This is a genomic window from Streptomyces sp. A5-4, assembly GCF_051131715.1.
GTDB lineage: Bacteria > Actinomycetota > Actinomycetes > Streptomycetales > Streptomycetaceae > Streptomyces.
On the sequence record NZ_CP178591.1, the window covers coordinates 1514959 to 1531559 of the forward strand.

A 16601-nucleotide genomic window follows, 5' to 3' on the forward strand; every position below is an offset into this window, starting at 1 on the left:
GGCTCTCAGCCCGTCAGGCCCACCATCAGCCAGATGAAGGCCACTCCGGCGACCGTGCACAGCAGGGTGGAGCGGGCCGGGTGGTCGTGGTGGGCCTCGGGCAGGATCTCGGCGGCGGCGAGGTAGAGCAGGGCGCCGCCGAAGAACCCGAGATAGCTGCCGAGCAGTTCCTCCGGAAGGGTGAACAGCAGCGTCGACGCGGCGCCCACCACGGGGGCCAGCGCGTCCGCGAAGAGCATCGCGACCGCCTTGCGGCGCGCGTTCCCGTACAGGCTGGTGAGCGTGTACGTGTTGAAGCCGTCCGCGAAGTCATGGGTGATGACGGCGAGTGCGACGGTCGTGCCCATGCCCCCGCCGACCTGGAAGGCCGCGCCGATCGCGATGCCGTCCATCAGGCTGTGGCCGACCATCGCCGCCGCCGCGGTCAGTCCGACCTGGGGCACGCGTTCCTCGCTCGCCCCGTGCGCCGCCTGGCCTACCGCGAGCAGCCGCTCCACCAGGTGGGCCACCAGGAAGCCGCCGACGAACAACAGCAGGGCCCGCGGCACCCCGAAGAGTTCCCTGCCCGCCGCGGCCAGCGCCTCGGGCAGCAGGTCCAGGCCGACGACTCCGAGCATCAGCCCACCGGCCAGGCCCAGCACGAGGTGACGCCGGTCGGTGACGCGCTGCGCCACCCACCCGCCGAACAGCGTCATGCAGAACGCGCCGAGCGCTACGAAGACGGCCATGTGCCCTTGCTAGCCGATTAGCCCCTCACTCCGCACATCCAAGATCCACCCCGTCCGGCCGATTTCCCGTACACGTGATTTCTGTTCCCGAGAGGACCCCCCACTCATGGCCGATGCCCCCACCGGCAAGGTGACCTTCGTCGGGGCCGGCCCCGGCGCCGCCGATCTGCTGACCTTCCGCGCCGCGCGAGCCATCGCCGACGCCGATGTCGTCATCTGGGCGGCGAGCCTGGTGCAGGCCGAAATCCTGGAGCACGCGCGCGTGGGCGCCGAAATCCTGGACTCGGCGGCGATGTCCCTGGAGGACGTCGTCGCGGTGTACGAGCGGGCGGTCCGGGACGGTCTCAGGGTCGCCCGGGTGCACTCCGGCGATCCCGCCCTGTGGGGCGGCACACAGGAGCAGGTCGACCGCTGCGACGACCTGGGCCTGGAGGTCGAGATCGTGCCGGGTGTCTCGTCCTTCTCGGCCGTCGCCGCGATCGCACAGCGCGAGCTGACGATTCCCGAGGTCGCGCAGTCCGTGATCCTGACCCGGCTGGGCGGCGGGAAGACGCCGATGCCCCCGGGCGAGGAGGTACGGGAGTTCGCGCGGCACGGCACGACGATGGCCGTCTTCCTGTCGGCGGCCCGCTCGGGGCAGCTGACGGCGGAACTGCTGGAGGGCGGCTATCCGACGGACACGCCGGTGATCGTCGCCTACCAGGTGACGTGGCCGGAGGAGTTGGTGCTGCCCTGCACCATCGCGACGCTGGAGGAGACCGTCAAGGAGCACAAGCTGTGGAAGCACACGCTCTTCCTGGTGGGCCCGGCCCTGTCCGCCTCCGGCACCCGCTCGCACCTCTACCATCCGGGCCACTTCCACGGTTTCCGGCGGGCCGACCGGGCGGCGAGGGCCGCACTGCGCGCGGAGAACGCGGAGAAGTCGTCGGGCAGGCCCGTGGCCGAACCGGCGGAGACGTCCGGCTCATGACCTCTTTCGCCATCACTGTCATCGGTACGGGGACGGGCGCGCCGCTCGCTCCGGACGCCCGCGCCGCACTGGACTCCGCCGCTCTGGTGGTCGGCGGCCTGCGCCATCTCGACGCCGCCGCACTGCCCGAGGGGACGGCCAGGCTGGTCCTCGGCCCGCTCGCGCCGGCGCTGGACGCCGTGGAGAAGCACCTGGCGGAGAATCCGGACCTCGGCATCGTGGTGCTGGCCTCCGGCGACCCCGGGTTCTTCGGGATCGTGCGGGCGCTGGCGGAGCGCTTCGGGCCGGAGTCCCTCGACGTACGGCCGGGGGCGCCTTCGGTCGCGGTCGCCTTCGCCCGGCTCGGGCTGCCGTGGGACGACGCGGTCGTCGTCAGCGCGCACGGGCGTGAGCTGCGGACCGCGGTGAACGTGTGCCGGGTGCACCCCAAGACGGCCGTCCTGACGGGTCCGGGCGCCGGGCCCGCGGAGCTGGGCGCAGCGCTGGCCCGTACCGGTATTCCGCGCACCCTGGTGGTCGCTTCGGCGCTCGGTGACCCGGAGGGCGAGAGCGTGCTGCGCCTCTCCCCCGCCGAGGCGGCGGCGCGCGACTGGCCGGGGACGGTCAGTGTCGTCGTGTGCCTGGACGAGGCGCGGGCCCTGGCGCCGACGCAGCGGACGGTGGCCGGGCAGTTCGCCCTGGCTTCCTCCTGGGCGCTGCCCGAGGAGGCGTTCGAGCACCGCGATTCGATGATCACCAAGTTCGAGGTACGGGCCCTGGCACTGGCCAGACTCGGCCCACGCCCCGGTGACCTGGTGTGGGACATCGGAGCCGGGTCGGGCGCGGTGGCCGTGGAGTGCGCCCGGCTGGGCGCTGCCACCATCGCCGTGGAGAAGACCTCCGACGGCGTCGAACGCATCCGGGCGAACGCCGCCGCGCACGGAGTGGACGTCCAGACCCTGCACGGCGCGGCTCCGACGGTGCTCTCGCGACTGCCCGATCCGGACGCGGTGTTCATCGGGGGCGGGGGGCGCGAGCTGCCCACCATCGTCGCCGCGTGCGCCCGGCGCGCGCGGCGCACGGTCGTGGTCGCCCTCGCGGCGCTCGACCGGGTGCCCGAAGTGCGTGAGGCGCTGGCGGGCGCCGGTTTCGGCTCCGAGGGCGTACTCCTGCAGTCCTCCCGCCTCGCACCGCTGCCCGGCGGTGTCACCCGGCTCGCCGCGGCCAACCCTGTCTTTCTGCTGTGGGGACATCGCCCCGCGGATTCCGCTATCGAAGGAGCAGTCGAGTGATCGGCCTCATCTCCGCCACGGCGGCCGGCGCCGCGGCCCGCGACCGGCTGGCCTCGGCCTGGCCCACGCGTACCCGGGTCTACGAGGGGCCGGTGCGGGAGGCCGTCGGGCACGCCTTCGCCGAATGCGACCAGCTGGTGTGCTTCCTCGCGACGGGCGCGGTCGTCCGGCTCATCGCGCCGCTCCTCCAGGACAAGGCGTCGGACCCCGGCGTGGTGTGCGTCGACGAGGCGCAGCGTCACGCGGTTTCGCTGATCGGCGGCCACGGGGGCGGCGCGAACGAGCTGGCGCTCGCGGTGTCCGAGGTGCTGCCCTGCGCCCCGGTCGTCACCACGGCGACGGACGCGGTGGACATCCCGGGCCTCGACACGCTGGGCTGGCCGGTCGAGGGCGCGGTCGCCGCGGTGACGCGGGCGGCCCTGGACGGTTCACCGGTCACCCTGTACGCCGATGCCGTGTGGCCACTGCCCGCGCTCTCGCCGAATGTGGCCCCGGACCCGGCCTCCGGGAGCGCAGCTGTCGACGCCGGCACCGACGCCGCCGGCCGGGCGGCCGACGACATGATCGAGGCCGTGGCCGCGGCCCCCGTCCCGGTCGGGGGCGTCGCCGCCGCGATGGCCGCGACCGCCGCGCACACGGTGCTGGCCGACGCCGCCGTGGGCGGGGCGCAGGCCGGGCCCGCCGTCCTGCGCGTCACCGACCTGCTCGTGGAACCCGGGGCACGGGAGGCCGTGCTGCGCCCGCCGTCGCTCGTCGTCGGGGTCGGGGCCAGCCGGGGCGTGTCCGTCGACGAGGTGCTCGGGCTCATCGAGGCCGCCCTGGCCGACGCGGGGCTTTCCGCTCGTTCCGTCGCCGCGCTCGCGACGGTCGACGCCAAGGCGGACGAGGCGGGGATCGTGGAGGCCGCCGCGCGGTTGGGCGTCCCGCTGCGGACGTACGCCGCGGCGGAACTGGCCGCCGTCGAGGTGCCCAACCCCTCGGGGGCGCCGCTCGCCGCCGTGGGCACGCCCTCCGTGGCGGAGGCCGCCGCACTCGTCGGCGGGGGCGAACTGCTCGTATCCAAGCGGAAGTCGGCGCCGGAGGGACGCCCGGCGATGGCCACCTGCGCCGTCGTGCGCAAGCAGCCGCGCGGGCGGCTCGCCGTGGTCGGGCTCGGGCCGGGCGCCCGGGACCTGCTGACTCCGCGGGCCCGTGCGGAGATCCGGCGCGCTTCGGTGCTCGTCGGACTCGATCAGTACGTCGACCAGATCAGGGACCTGCTGCGGCCCGGCACCCGGGTGCTCGAATCGGGCCTCGGCGCCGAGGAGGAGCGGGCCCGTACCGCGGTCGCGGAGGCCCGCGCGGGGCACGCCGTCGCGTTGATCGGCTCGGGTGACGCGGGCGTGTACGCCATGGCGTCGCCGGCGCTCGCCGAGGCGAGCGACGACATCGACGTCGTCGGCGTCCCCGGGGTGACGGCGGCCCTGGCGGCCGCCGCGATCCTGGGCGCGCCGCTCGGCCACGACCATGTCTCGATCAGCCTCTCCGACCTGCACACCCCGTGGGAGGTCATCGAGCGGCGGGTACGGGCGGCGGCGGAGGCCGACATCGTCGTGACGTTCTACAACCCGCGCAGCCGGGGCCGTGACTGGCAGCTCCCCAAGGCGCTGTCGATCCTCGCGGAGCACCGGGAGCCCTCGACGCCGGTCGGTGTCGTACGCAATGCCTCGCGCCCGGACGGCACCAGCCGCCTCACCACCCTCGCCGGGATCGATCCGACGACCGTCGACATGATGACCGTCGTGGTCGTCGGCAACACCGCGGCCCGTGAGATCGCGGGCCGCATGGTGACGCCGCGCGGCTACCGCTGGCAGACGGAGGGCTCGTGACGGCCACGGACCGGGTCGTCCGCCCCATCGAGCAGGAGTCCTTCCGGCGGCTGCGCTCGCGCCTGGACACCTCGCACTTCGCGCAGATCGAGCGGGCCGTCGTCGAGCGGGTCATTCACTCCGCGGCGGAGCTGGAGTACGCCACCGACCCGGTCTGCGACGGGAGCGCACCCGAAGTCGCGCTCGCCGCCCCGCACGCCGGTCGTCGCCGCTGTCGCGATGGCCGCCGCGGGCATCACCCGGCGCGAGGCGGTGTGCCGCCACAAGGCGGCCACGGCAGGCCCGGGGCCGCCCCGCACGCGCAGGCCGTCGGGCTCGGGTACGAGCAGGTGGGGCGTGGCGCCCCGTGGGTGATCGGCTGCGCCCCCACCGCCCTCAACACCCTGCTCCGTACCCCCGCCAACACCCCCCTCATCAAGGAGAACGCGTGACCACCGCGCCCGCACTGCTCATCGCCGGCCACGGCACCCGCGACCGGGCGGGAGCCGGAGCCTTCCGGGATTTCGTCCAGGAACTGGGCATCCGCCACCCCGGACTACTGGTCGCCGGCGGCTTCATCGAGCTGTCCCCGCCGCCGCTCGGCGATGCCGTCGCCGAGCTGGTCGAGCGCGGCTCGAAACGTTTCGCGGCCGTCCCCCTGATGCTGGTCTCCGCCGGTCACGCCAAGGGCGACATCCCGGCGGCGCTGGCCCGTGAGAAGGAGCGCCACCCGGGGATCTCCTACACGTACGGCCGTCCGCTGGGCCCGCATCCGGGCCTGATGGCCGTCCTGGAGCGCCGGGTCGACGAGGTCATCGGTGCGCTGGACCGCGCCGAGGTGACCGTGCTGCTGGTGGGCCGCGGCTCGACCGATCCGGATGCCAATGCCGAGGTGTTCAAGGCGGCACGACTGTTCTGGGAGGGACGTGGGTACGCAGGAGTGGAAACCGCGTTCGTCTCGCTCGCCGCGCCCGACGTGCCGAGTGGGCTCGACCGCTGCACCAGGCTCGGGGCCAAGCACGTCGTGGTCCTGCCGTACTTCCTGTTCACCGGGATCCTGCCGGACCGGGTGCTGCAGCAGACACAGGACTGGGCGGAGGCACACCCGGAGACCGGGGTGCGTTCGGCCGGCGTCATCGGCCCCACCGAGGAGCTGATGGACCTCGTGATGGAGCGCTACCGGGAAGCCGTCCAGGGCGACATCCGGATGAACTGCGACTCCTGTGTCTACCGCATCGCGCTGCCCGGCTTCGAGGACAAGGTGGCGGCGCCGCAGCAGCCGCACTTCCACCCCGACGACGACGGGCACGGACATGGACACGGGCACGGGCACGGGCACGGGCACGGGCAGCACCAACACGACGGCCATGCACACGCCCACTGACGCGGGTCACGACCTGCGGCACCACGGGGACGCGGAGGTCCGCGACGGGAAGCTGGTCGACCTCGCGGTCAATGTCCGGGCGGACACCCCGCCCGGCTGGCTCAAGGAGCGCATCGCCGCGTCCCTGGACACGCTCGCGGCCTACCCGGACGGGCGGGCCGCGCGCGAGTCGGTGGCGCGGCGGCACGGGCTGCCGGTCGAGCGGGTGCTGCTGACGGCGGGCGCGGCGGAGGCGTTCGTGCTGATCGCCCGCGCGCTCGCGGTGCGCCGCCCGGTGGTCGTGCATCCGCAGTTCACCGAGCCCGAGGCGGCGCTGCGCGACGCGGGGCACGACGTCGGGCGGGTCCTGCTGCGGGAGTCGGACGGCTTCCGGCTCGATCCGGCGGTCGTGCCCGAGGACGCGGATCTCGTGGTGATCGGCAATCCGACCAACCCGACCTCCGTCATGCACCCGGCGGACACCATCGCCCGGCTGGCGCGTCCCGGGCGGACGCTCGTGGTCGACGAGGCGTTCATGGACGCGGTGCCCGGTGAGCCGCAGGCCCTGGCGGGCCGCACCGACGTGCCGGGTCTGGTGGTGCTGCGCAGCCTCACGAAGACCTGGGGGCTCGCGGGACTGCGCATCGGATACGTCCTGGCGGATCCGGCGACGGTCGGGGCGCTGGAGCGCGCACAGCCCCTGTGGCCGGTCTCCTCGCCGGCGCTGATCGCCGCCGAGGCGTGTCTGGCGCCCCCGGCGCTCGCGGAGGCCACCCACGCCGCCCGGCGGATCGCCGCGGACCGGGCCCATCTGCTGGCCGGGCTCGCGGAGTTCGACGAGGTACGGGCGGTGGAGGCGGCCGAGGCACCGTTCGTACTGGTCCGGATGGAACGGGCCGACGAGATACGGGTTCGGCTGCGCACCCTCGGCTTCGCGGTGCGGCGGGGCGACACGTTTCCGGGGCTGGGACCCGAGTGGCTGCGGATCGCCGTGCGGGACCGGGTGACGACGGGCCGCTTCCTGCAGGCCCTGGACCAGGCGCTGACGCTGGTCGCGGGGTGAACCGGCGGCCCCGGTGACGGTCCGGGGCCGGGTGCGGGGCGCCGGGGTGGGGGTCGCCCGTGGCGGCCTTGTCCCTCCCCCGCCCCTTCCCGGCCCTCAGGGGCCGGACGGCCGGATAGTTGCCGCGATCGGCAGCGTCCAGCCCGTCCGGCCCCTGAGGACACGCCCGCGGGGCGCCGGGCCCCGGGGGCTCCCCCGGCTTCGGGGAAGGACGGGGCGGGCAGCCGGCCCCGCGCAGCGGTCAGCCCCGCCCGCGAGCCCTCGCCCGTACCAGCACCAGTGCTCCGCTGCCCGCCGCCAGCAGGGCGACGGCGCCGCCCGCGATGTACGGCGTCACGGAGTTGCCGCCGGTCTCCGCGAGGTTCGCCCCGGCCGGCGGGACGGGCGCGGTCCGGGGCTTCACACCGGGCTGCTCCTTCGGCTCCTCCGGCTTCACCGCGGGCGCCTTGGGCGACTCGCAGGTCGCCCCGGCCAGCGTGAGCGTGCCCTCGACCTCGGCGACGTTCAGCTTGAGCGGGTTCACCGCCACCCTGAGTTCGAGCGCGGTGGCCGCGGCCGTGCGCGAGGTGGTGCTCCGCTTCGACAGGTCGAGCGTGACCTCGCCCACCGCGGGCACGTCGACCCGCGTGGTGCCGCCCGCCGTCAGCGTGACCTTCTTGCCGAGCACCGTCACCGCGCCCAGCACATTGGACTCGGCGACGGGCTTCCTGCCCGCCTCGCACAGCGCCCTCGACGTGACCTTCTCGACCTCGATGAGGGAGAGCAGCGGCAGTCCGGGCACATGGATCCTGGCGTGCGCGAGGTTGGTGTACCCCTCGGCCCTCCGCGCGTCGGCGGTCGCTCTCGCCGTGGCCACGTCGGCGCGCAGCACGCTGACCGCGCCGCCCTGCCCGACCCCGTCCAGGGAGACCGTCAGCGAGGTCTTCTCGGCACTCGCCGGGGCCTGCACCTCGTTGAGGGCGGTCCTGAGGGGCACATTGACGGTCTTGTTGAGCAGTGACACATCGAGCCCGGTGCGGAGCACGACGGCGCTCGCCTTCCCGTCGCCGCCTCCGGTAGCGTGCGCCGGGGCAGCGGCTGCGAACAGCACCGCGGGGCCCGCGGCCAGCGCGGCGGCCGTCGCGAGGGCGGCGCTACGGCGCGCGGGCATGCTGAAGAAAGAGCTGTTCAAGGTGGTGGAACCCCCACAAGTGACATGGCGTCGCCCGGCACCCGCCAATGGGGGACATCGTGGGTACCGGCGACCGAGACACCGGAATCTTTACGCACTCAGGGTGAACGGGCGGCAACCTGGCGTGAGTTCACCCCAAAGGGGGGTTTCCGTGTCTGTATTCGAATCTGTCGGTACAAATTTTCCCGTGCGTCTCCTGCGCGACGGTGAAAATGGGTTCACCACCGCTCCCGCGCCGGGCGGGCGCGAGAGCGTACAACGACGCGGAAGGTGCGCGGGTCACGCTCTGTCAACACGATGAAGCACACCGACGCGCACTGCCCGCTCGGGCGGAGGGAGCCGTCAGCCGACGACGCGCCCTTCGAGCACGATCCGCCGCGGCGCCGCCAGCACCCGTACGTCCGCCCGCGGGTCCTCGTCGTACACCACCAGGTCCGCCGGGGCGCCCTCCTCCAGCACCGGGCGCCCCAGCCACTCGCGCGCCCCCCACGCCGTCGCAGACAGGGCGTCCAGGGCCGGGATGCCCGCCTTCACCAGCTCGGCCACCTCGGCGGCCACCAGGCCGTGCGCCAGCGCGCCGCCCGCGTCCGTTCCGACGAAGACCGGAACGCCCGCGTCGTACGCCGCGCGCACCGTGTCGTAGCGCCGCTCGTACAGCTCCCGCATATGGGCGGACCAGCGGGGGAACTTCGCCTCACCGCCGTCCGCCAAGTGCGGGAAGGTCGCGATGTTAACCAGTGTCGGGACGATCGCGACGCCGCGCTCGGCGAAGAGCGGGATCGTGTCCTCGGTCAGTCCGGTCGCGTGCTCGATACAGTCGATCCCGGCCTCGACGAGGTCGCGCAACGAGTCCTCGGCGAAGCAGTGCGCCGTGACGCGGGCGCCCAGCCGGTGCGCCCGCGCGATGGCCGCCTCCACCTCGCCACGCGGCCAGCACGCGCTCAGGTCACCGGTCTCCCGGTCGATCCAGTCGCCGACGAGCTTGACCCAGCCGTCGCCGCGGCGCGCCTCCTGGGCGACGTACGCGACCAGGTCGCCGGGTTCGATCTCGTGGGCGTAGTTACGGATGTAGCGGCGCGTGCGGGCGATGTGCCGGCCCGCCCTGATGATCTTCGGCAGGTCGGCGCGGCCGTCGATCCAGCGGGTGTCGGACGGCGATCCGGCGTCGCGGAGCAGCAGCGTGCCCGCCTCCCGGTCGGTGAGTGCCTGCTTCTCGCTGGTGGCGTCGTCGACCGGCCCGTGCCGGTCGAGCCCGACATGGCAGTGCGCGTCGACCAGGCCGGGCAGTGCCCAGCCCTCGACGGTCGTCACGTCCCGTGCGCCGACGGGCCGTTCGTAGGTGATCCGGCCGTCCACGGCCCACAGCTCGTCCCTGACGTCGTCGAGTCCGGCGAGCACCCGCCCCTTCACCCGGAGCACCCTGTGATCACTCATGAACAGCACTGTACGAGGACGCCGCGAGGGCTGTCGGAGGCGGTGCGTAGTCTCGGCCGAAAGCCCGATCACCCTCGCGAAGAGAGCACGCCGTGACACACCCGCTGCTGGACCTGGCCCCACTGACCGCCGAGCACTTCGCGCAGATCGAGCGGCGGGTCGCCGCGCTACTCTCCACCGAGCAGGACGTCGTCATCATGCAGGGCGAGGCGCTGCTTCCCCTGGAGGGCTGCATCCGCGGGGCGGCGCACCCCGGTTCGACGGCGCTCAATGTCGTGACGGGACCGTACGGGCAGACCTTCGGCAACTGGCTGCGCGACTGCGGCGCGACCGTGATCGACCTGGCGGTCCCCTTCGACACGGCCGTGTCGGCGGACCAGGTGGCCCGTGCGCTGGCCGAGCACCCGGAGATCGACTTCGTGTCGCTGGTGCACGCCGAGGCGGCCACCGGCAACACCAACCCGGTCGCCGCGATCGGTGAGGTGGTACGGGCCCACGGCGCCCTCTTCATGCTGGACGCGGTCGCCTCGGTGGCCGCCGAGCCGCTGCTGCCCGACGCGTGGGGGGTGGATCTGTGTGTGATCGGCGCGCAGAAGGCGATGGGCGGCCCGGCGGGCGTGTCCGCGGTGTCGGTGAGCGCGCGCGCCTGGGAGCGCATCGCGGCGAACCCGCAGGCCCCGCGCCGCTCCTACCTTTCACTTCTTGACTGGAAGGAGCGATGGATCGACGGTGGCCGAAGGACGCTGCTGCACGCGCCGGCCCAGCTGGAGATGCTGGCGCTCGACGCGTGTGCCGAGCGCATCGAGGCGGAGGGCCTCGACGCGGTGATGGCCCGCCACGCCGCCGCTGCGGCGGCCACCCGCGCGGGCGCGCTCGCGCTGGGCGGCGGACTGGAGCCGTACGTCCACGAGGCGCGGGACGCGGCGCCGGTGGCCACGACGCTGCGCTCCCCCGTCGGGGTCGACGCGTCCGAGCTGGTCGCCACCGCTCTGGCGGCCGACCCGTCGCTGCCGCTGATCGCGGGCGGCGGCGCGCTGGCCAAGGAGATGATCCGGGTCAATCACTACGGCGTGGACGCCACCCGGGTCGTCGTGCAGTCCTCGCTCGCGGCCCTGGGGGCGGCGCTGAGCGGCTCGGGCCGGCCGGTGGACCTCGAAGCTGCCCGCAAGGCCGTGACGGAAACCTGGCCCAATGAATAATCGTCTTTGAATTCCATGAATTCCGGATAAAATTGAGCGCCTTTATCAGCGCAGCTTCCCGTATTCTTCTGCCCGCTTTTTCCAACCCTAAACACCAAGATTTCAACATGGCCGAAAGGCGTAATTCGGGCACGTCTCTCAGGAGTTACGGCCTTGTGACCGACCCCACACTCAAGACGATTTGCCCGTAAATTTACGGGCAAATCATCTGTTTTCGCAGCAACTTTGCGCCCGCGGAGGCCCGCGCGATAACACAGCATCGCCTCTCAGCCAACACCATCCGACGATGCACTTTTTGAATTTGCTCGGTAAATTCCATCCACATGACTGCCGCACAAGCAGACCTTGCACGTGCCCGAAGCGAATTCATGCAGATCGATGCTCCACGAGTGGAGGACGGAGCCGCGATCTGGCGCATTGCCCGCGACTCCGAGGTCCTGGACCTCAACTCCTCGTACAGCTATCTGCTGTGGTGCCGTGACTTCGCCGCGACCTCAGTGGTGGCGCGCGATCACCCGGAGGGCGAACCGATCGCCTTCATCACGGGCTACGTACGTCCTGAAAGCCCCGACACACTGGTCATCTGGCAGGTTGCCGTCGGTCACGATCACCGTGGCCGCGGGCTTGCCGGGGTTCTGCTGGACGCGCTGACCGCAAAGGTCGTCGCAGGCCAGGGGGTCAAGGCGATAGAGACGACGGTGACGCCGGACAACACCGCATCCGACCGGCTCTTCACCTCGTACGCCGAGCGCCAGGGAGCGTCCCTGGAGCGCGAAGTCCTCTTCGAAGGCGGGCTGTTCCCCGAGGGATCACACCTGCCCGAAGTGCTGTACCGCATCGGCCCGATCGCTTCCTGACACCCCCCACACACCAGGAGACCGCCATGACCATCACCCCTCCCGCCCTGAGCGTCTTCGAGACCCTCGAATCCGAAGTACGCAGCTACTGCCGCGGCTGGCCGGCCGTGTTCGACCGCGCGCAGGGCAGTCACCTCCACGACGAGGACGGCCACACCTACCTCGACTTCTTCGCCGGCGCCGGGTCACTCAACTACGGACACAACAACCCGGTACTCAAACGGGCGCTCATCGACTACATCGAACGGGACGGCATCACCCACGGCCTGGACATGGCGACGACCGCGAAGCGGGCGTTCCTGGAGACCTTCCAGAATGTGATCCTGCGGCCGCGTGACCTTCCGTACAAGGTGATGTTCCCGGGCCCGACCGGCACCAACGCCGTCGAGGCCGCGCTCAAGCTGGCCCGCAAGGTGAAGGGCCGCGAGTCCGTCGTCTCGTTCACCAACGCCTTCCACGGCATGTCGCTGGGCGCGCTCGCCGTCACCGGAAACGCCTTCAAGCGGGCCGGCGCCGGCATCCCGCTGGTGCACGGCACGCCGATGCCGTTCGACAACTACTTCGACGGCACGGTGGAAGACTTCCTGTGGTTCGAGCGGCTGCTCGACGACCATGGCTCCGGCCTCAACAAGCCCGCCGCCGTGATCGTCGAGACCGTGCAGGGCGAGGGCGGCATCAATGTGGCCCGCGCCGAGTGGCTGCGCGCGCTGTCCGATCTCTGCAAGCGCCAGGACATGCTGCTGATCGTCGACGACATCCAGATGGGCTGCGGCCGTACCGGCAAGTTCTTCTCCTTCGAGGAGGCGGGCATCACGCCGGACATCGTCACGCTGTCGAAGTCGATCAGCGGTTACGGCATGCCCATGTCGCTCTGCCTCTTCAAGCCGGAGCTGGACATCTGGGAGCCGGGCGAGCACAACGGCACCTTCCGCGGCAACAACCCGGCGTTCGTCACCGCGTCCGCCGCGCTGGACACCTACTGGACCGACGGCCAGATGGAGAAGCAGACCGAGCTCCGCGGCGAGCAGGTCGAGCGCGCGCTGCTCGCCATCGTCGACGAGAACGACGGGGCCGGCCTTAGCTTCCGCGGCCGCGGGCTGGTCTGGGGCCTTGAGTTCACCGACAAGCCGCGGGCCGGCGCGGTCTGCCGCCGCGCCTTCGAGCTGGGGATGCTGCTGGAGACCTCCGGTCCGCAGAGCGAGGTCGTGAAGCTGCTCCCGGCTCTCACCATCACCGCCGAGGAGCTCGACGAGGGTCTGCGCATCCTGGCCCGGTCGGTCCGCGAAACCGCCTGACCGCACCACGCACCACGCACCACCGTATAGAGAAAGGCTACGACTCACCGTGATCGTCCGATCTTTCAAGGACATCGAGAACACCGACCGGCATGTGAAGGCTGCCTCCGGGACCTGGGAGAGCAAGCGCATCGTGCTCGCCAAGGAGAAGGTGGGGTTCTCGCTCCACGAAACCGTGCTGTACGCGGGTACGGAGACGTCGATGTGGTACGCGAACCACATCGAGGCCGTGCTGTGCACGGAGGGCGAAGCCGAGCTCACCAACGACGAGACGGGCGAGACCCACTGGATCTCACCCGGCACGATGTACCTGCTGGACGGCCACGAGCGGCACACCATGCGGCCCAAGACCGACTTCCGCTGCGTGTGCGTGTTCAACCCCCCCGTCACCGGACGGGAGGACCATGACGAGAACGGCGTATACCCGCTGCTGACAGAGGAGGGCTGATCCATGACCGACGTACTGACCCCGACGACCGCCCGCGAACCGAAGACCGACCGATACCCGACGCGCGGTACGGCCGAGGTGACCACCCCCCGCCAGGACCCGGTCGTCTGGTCCGTGCCCGGCGCGCCGGGGCCGATCGAAGCCCCGGAGCTCCAGGGCTTCGAGCGGAACGGTTTCCTCACGGTCGACCAGCTGATCACCCCCGACGAAGTGGTGCTCTACCGCGCCGAGTTGGACCGGCTGATCAATGACCCCGGGGTCCGGGCCGACGAGCGCTCGATCATCGAGCCCAAGTCGCAGGACGTACGGTCGGTCTTCGAGGTGCACCGGATGAGCGAGATCTTCGCCCAGCTGGTGCGTGACCCGCGGGTGGTCGGCCGCGCCCGCCAGATCCTCGGATCCGACGTGTACGTCCACCAGTCGCGGATCAACGTCAAGCCGGGGTTCGGGGCTTCGGGCTTCTACTGGCACTCGGACTTCGAGACCTGGCACGCCGAGGACGGTCTGGCGAGCATGCGGACGGTGTCCGTGTCGATCGCGCTGACCGAGAACCTGGCGACCAACGGCGGCTTGATGATCATGCCCGGGTCGCACAAGGAATTCCTCGGCTGCGCGGGCGAGACGCCGAGGGACAACTACCGGCAGTCGCTGCAGATGCAGGGTGCCGGTACGCCGTCGGACGCCGCGCTGACCCGCATTTCCGAGGAGCACGGCATCAAGCTCTTCACGGGCAACGCCGGTTCCGCGACCTGGTTCGACTGCAACTGCATGCATGGCTCGGGCGACAACATCACGCCGTACCCGCGCAGCAATGTCTTCATCGTGTTCAACAGCGTGGAGAACGCGGCGGTCGCGCCGTTCGCGGCGCCCGTTCCGCGGCCCGACTTCATCGGGGCGAGGGACTTCACGCCGGTGAAGTGACGCGGTACGCGAGACCTACGGTGTGGGGCCGGTCCGAGTTCGGGCCGGCCCCACACCGCGTCGGCGGGCCCCGGCGCGGACTCGTTCCCGTACACCCGCCGTTGACGCGGACGGCGCCGGTCGGCGACCCGCTGAGTGTCGACTCCACCGGCGCCGCCTCGCGCTGTCCTCCTACGCTCGGCCGCCGAGGACGTCAAGCACCCGGTCCACGTCGGCGGTGGAGTTGTAGAGGTGGAAGGAGACGCGCAGGTTGCCCGCCCGGACGGAGGTGACGACGTCGGCCGCCTCCAGTGACCCGTGCCGGCCGACCAGCGAGGGGGCGGCGACGATCGGGCCTTCGCCCGGGAGCGGGGTGTGTCCCAGCTCCGCGATGCCGGCGCGCAGGCGGGCGGCGAGAACGGTGGTGTGGGCGTGGAGCCTTTCGGTGCCGATCTCCTCCATGAGCGCCAGGGAGTGCCGGGCGCCCAGGTAGGGGATGGACGCCGGGGGTTCGTCGAAGCGGCGTGCGCTGTGGGCGAGTTCCGCCACGGGGCCGTAGGTGCTGCCCCACGGATCCTCCCCGGACAGCCAGCCCGCGTGCAACGGCGTGAGACTCTCCTGCGCCTCGGCGGTGACGGTGAGGAACGACGTGCCGCGCGGGCACAGCAGGTACTTGTAGCCGCCGGTGACGGTGTAGTCGTAGTCCCCGGCGTCGAACGGCAGCCACCCGGCCGCCTGGGTGCCGTCGACCAGGGTGCGGGCGCCGTGGGCGGCTGCCGCGGCGCGGATCGCGGGGAGGTCGGCGATCCGGCCGTCGGCCGACTGCGTCGCGGAGAAGGCGACGAGGGAGGTTCCCGGGCGCACCGACGCGGCCAGCGCGTCCAGCGGCACGTACCGCATCTTGAGGTCGCCGCGGATCGCGAGCGGGTTGACGAGCGAGCTGAAGTCCCCTTCGGGTACGAGGACTTCGGCGCCCGCGGGCAGCGAGGCCGCGATCAGCCCGACATGGACCGCGACCGCGCTGCCGACGGAGACCCGCCCGGTGTCCACCCCGACGAGGCGTGCGAAGGAGGCGCGGGCGGCGGCCACGGCTTCGAAGGGATCACCGACATCCCTGCGGCCGGAGGCGAAGTCCTCGGCCGCGGTCTTGACCGCCGCCACGGTGCGGGCCGGCAGCAGGCCGCCGGTGGAGGTGTCCAGATAGGTCGTCTGCGGCGCGAACTCGGCGCCTGCCAGGTCACTGAGAGATAGAGGCTCCATGCCCCCACTCTGCGGCCCCACGAACACCCCGTCCATTGCCAATGTTTACCGGGTACCTCCAAGCAATGCTTATACGTGCCCGTCGGCCTGCGGAATCTCGCAGGATCCCTCCGTGTCGCACGCTTCCCCGTCGGCGCTGTCGCCGATCGTGGTGAGGGCCCGGCCCTGCCACGCCTGCTCCAGCGCCTGGGTGAAGGTCTCGGCGGGCTGGCCGCCGGAGACGCCGAAGCGGCGGTCGAGCACGAAGAAGGGCACACCGCTCGCGCCCAGTTCGGCGGCCTCGCGCTCGTCGGCCCGTACGTCGTCGGCGTACGCGCTCTCGTCCGTCAGGACCGCCCGCGCCTCCTCGGCGTCGAGTCCGGCCTCCACCGCGAGGTCCACCAGGACCTGGGCGTCGTAGACGGAGCGCTCCTCGGCGAAGTTGGCGCGGTAGGCGAGGTCGAGCAGCTGGTCCTGCCGGCCGTGCGACTTGGCCAGGTGCAGCAGCCGGTGGATGTCGAAGGTGCTGCCGTGCTCGCGTCCCTCGGTGAGGTAGCCGAGGCCTTCGGCCTGTGCGTTGCCGGCCACGTGCTCCTCCATGGCGCGGGCCTCCTTAACGGTGCGCCCGTACTTCGTGGCCAGCATGTCGATCACGGGCGCCGTGTCGCCCTTGGCGCGGCCGGGGTCGAGCTCGAAGGAGCGGTGCACCACCTCGATCTCGTCGCGGTGCGCGAAGGCGGCCAGGCCCTTCTCGAAGCGGGCCTTCCCGATGTAGCACCAGGGACAGGCGATGTCCGACCAGATCTCGACGCGCAT

15 protein-coding genes and 1 pseudogene are annotated in these 16601 nt (G+C 72.0%); 11 read left to right on the plus strand and 5 right to left on the minus strand.

Annotated features, from left to right (window positions below):
- Positions 1-5: 5 nt before the first annotated feature.
- Positions 6-728, minus strand: coding sequence for a ZIP family metal transporter (locus tag ACLLJJ_RS07010; RefSeq protein ID WP_434588399.1), 723 nt, complete (start codon positions 726-728; stop codon positions 6-8).
- A 106-nt stretch (positions 729-834) separates the two neighbouring features.
- Here ACLLJJ_RS07010 and cobM point away from each other — a divergent pair, with 106 nt between their 5' ends.
- From cobM to cobC, 6 genes and pseudogenes are all read left to right on the plus strand, one after another.
- Positions 835-1698 carry a precorrin-4 C(11)-methyltransferase gene (gene cobM / locus ACLLJJ_RS07015; protein ID WP_434588400.1) on the plus strand — a complete coding sequence of 288 codons (864 nt, stop codon included), beginning with the start codon at positions 835-837 and terminating at the stop codon, positions 1696-1698.
- Positions 1695-2969 (plus strand): precorrin-6y C5,15-methyltransferase (decarboxylating) subunit CbiE, encoded by a 1275-nt coding sequence (cbiE, locus tag ACLLJJ_RS07020; RefSeq protein WP_434588401.1) that lies wholly within the window; start codon positions 1695-1697, stop codon positions 2967-2969. Before cobM ends, cbiE begins: the two co-directional genes overlap by 4 nt.
- The gene (gene cobJ / locus ACLLJJ_RS07025) at positions 2966-4837 is read left to right on the plus strand and encodes a precorrin-3B C(17)-methyltransferase (protein WP_434588402.1); all 1872 of its coding nucleotides are present in this window, start codon (positions 2966-2968) and stop codon (positions 4835-4837) included. The genes cbiE and cobJ overlap by 4 nt, the downstream gene beginning before the upstream one ends.
- Positions 4834-5253: pseudogene (locus ACLLJJ_RS07030) on the plus strand (precorrin-8X methylmutase); the annotation flags it as partial. The gene cobJ and the pseudogene ACLLJJ_RS07030, both read left to right, overlap by 4 nt.
- An 11-nt stretch (positions 5254-5264) precedes the next feature.
- Positions 5265-6200 (plus strand): sirohydrochlorin chelatase, encoded by a 936-nt coding sequence (locus ACLLJJ_RS07035; protein ID WP_434588403.1) that lies wholly within the window; start codon positions 5265-5267, stop codon positions 6198-6200.
- Positions 6184-7242 (plus strand): Rv2231c family pyridoxal phosphate-dependent protein CobC, encoded by a 1059-nt coding sequence (gene cobC / locus ACLLJJ_RS07040; RefSeq protein WP_434588404.1) that lies wholly within the window; start codon positions 6184-6186, stop codon positions 7240-7242. The genes ACLLJJ_RS07035 and cobC overlap by 17 nt, the downstream gene beginning before the upstream one ends.
- A 241-nt stretch (positions 7243-7483) precedes the next feature.
- Here cobC and ACLLJJ_RS07045 read toward each other — a convergent pair whose 3' ends face one another.
- Together ACLLJJ_RS07045 and ACLLJJ_RS07050 are read right to left on the minus strand one after the other, a co-directional pair.
- A complete protein-coding gene (locus tag ACLLJJ_RS07045) occupies positions 7484-8392 on the minus strand; it encodes an SCO1860 family LAETG-anchored protein (protein ID WP_434588405.1) in 909 nt (302 codons plus the stop codon).
- Positions 8393-8755: 363 nt separating this feature from the next.
- Entirely contained in the window at positions 8756-9847 is a 1092-nt protein-coding gene (locus tag ACLLJJ_RS07050; protein ID WP_434588406.1) for an amidohydrolase family protein, read from the minus strand.
- 92 nt (positions 9848-9939) lie between these two features.
- Here ACLLJJ_RS07050 and ACLLJJ_RS07055 point away from each other — a divergent pair, with 92 nt between their 5' ends.
- The 5 genes from ACLLJJ_RS07055 (at position 9940) to thpD (ending at position 14567) form a co-directional block, all read left to right on the plus strand.
- Positions 9940-11046 carry a pyridoxal-phosphate-dependent aminotransferase family protein gene (locus tag ACLLJJ_RS07055; protein ID WP_434588407.1) on the plus strand — a complete coding sequence of 369 codons (1107 nt, stop codon included), beginning with the start codon at positions 9940-9942 and terminating at the stop codon, positions 11044-11046.
- A 323-nt stretch (positions 11047-11369) separates the two neighbouring features.
- The gene (gene ectA / locus ACLLJJ_RS07060) at positions 11370-11903 is read left to right on the plus strand and encodes a diaminobutyrate acetyltransferase (RefSeq protein ID WP_434588408.1); all 534 of its coding nucleotides are present in this window, start codon (positions 11370-11372) and stop codon (positions 11901-11903) included.
- Between the two features lie 26 nt (positions 11904-11929).
- Positions 11930-13198, plus strand: a complete 1269-nt coding sequence (gene ectB / locus ACLLJJ_RS07065) for a diaminobutyrate--2-oxoglutarate transaminase (protein ID WP_434588409.1) — start codon at positions 11930-11932, stop codon at positions 13196-13198.
- Between the two features lie 49 nt (positions 13199-13247).
- Positions 13248-13646: an ectoine synthase gene (locus ACLLJJ_RS07070; protein ID WP_283516695.1), complete on the plus strand. Its 399-nt coding sequence runs from the start codon at positions 13248-13250 to the stop codon at positions 13644-13646.
- Positions 13647-13649: 3 nt separating this feature from the next.
- Complete coding sequence (gene thpD / locus ACLLJJ_RS07075; protein WP_434588410.1) at positions 13650-14567, plus strand: ectoine hydroxylase; 918 nt, start codon at positions 13650-13652, stop codon at positions 14565-14567.
- Positions 14568-14738: 171 nt separating this feature from the next.
- Here thpD and ACLLJJ_RS07080 read toward each other — a convergent pair whose 3' ends face one another.
- The gene (locus tag ACLLJJ_RS07080; RefSeq protein WP_434588411.1) at positions 14739-15806 is read right to left on the minus strand and encodes an aminotransferase class V-fold PLP-dependent enzyme; all 1068 of its coding nucleotides are present in this window, start codon (positions 15804-15806) and stop codon (positions 14739-14741) included.
- Positions 15807-15875: 69 nt separating this feature from the next.
- Positions 15876-16601, minus strand: a complete 726-nt coding sequence (locus tag ACLLJJ_RS07085) for a DsbA family oxidoreductase (RefSeq protein WP_434588412.1) — start codon at positions 16599-16601, stop codon at positions 15876-15878.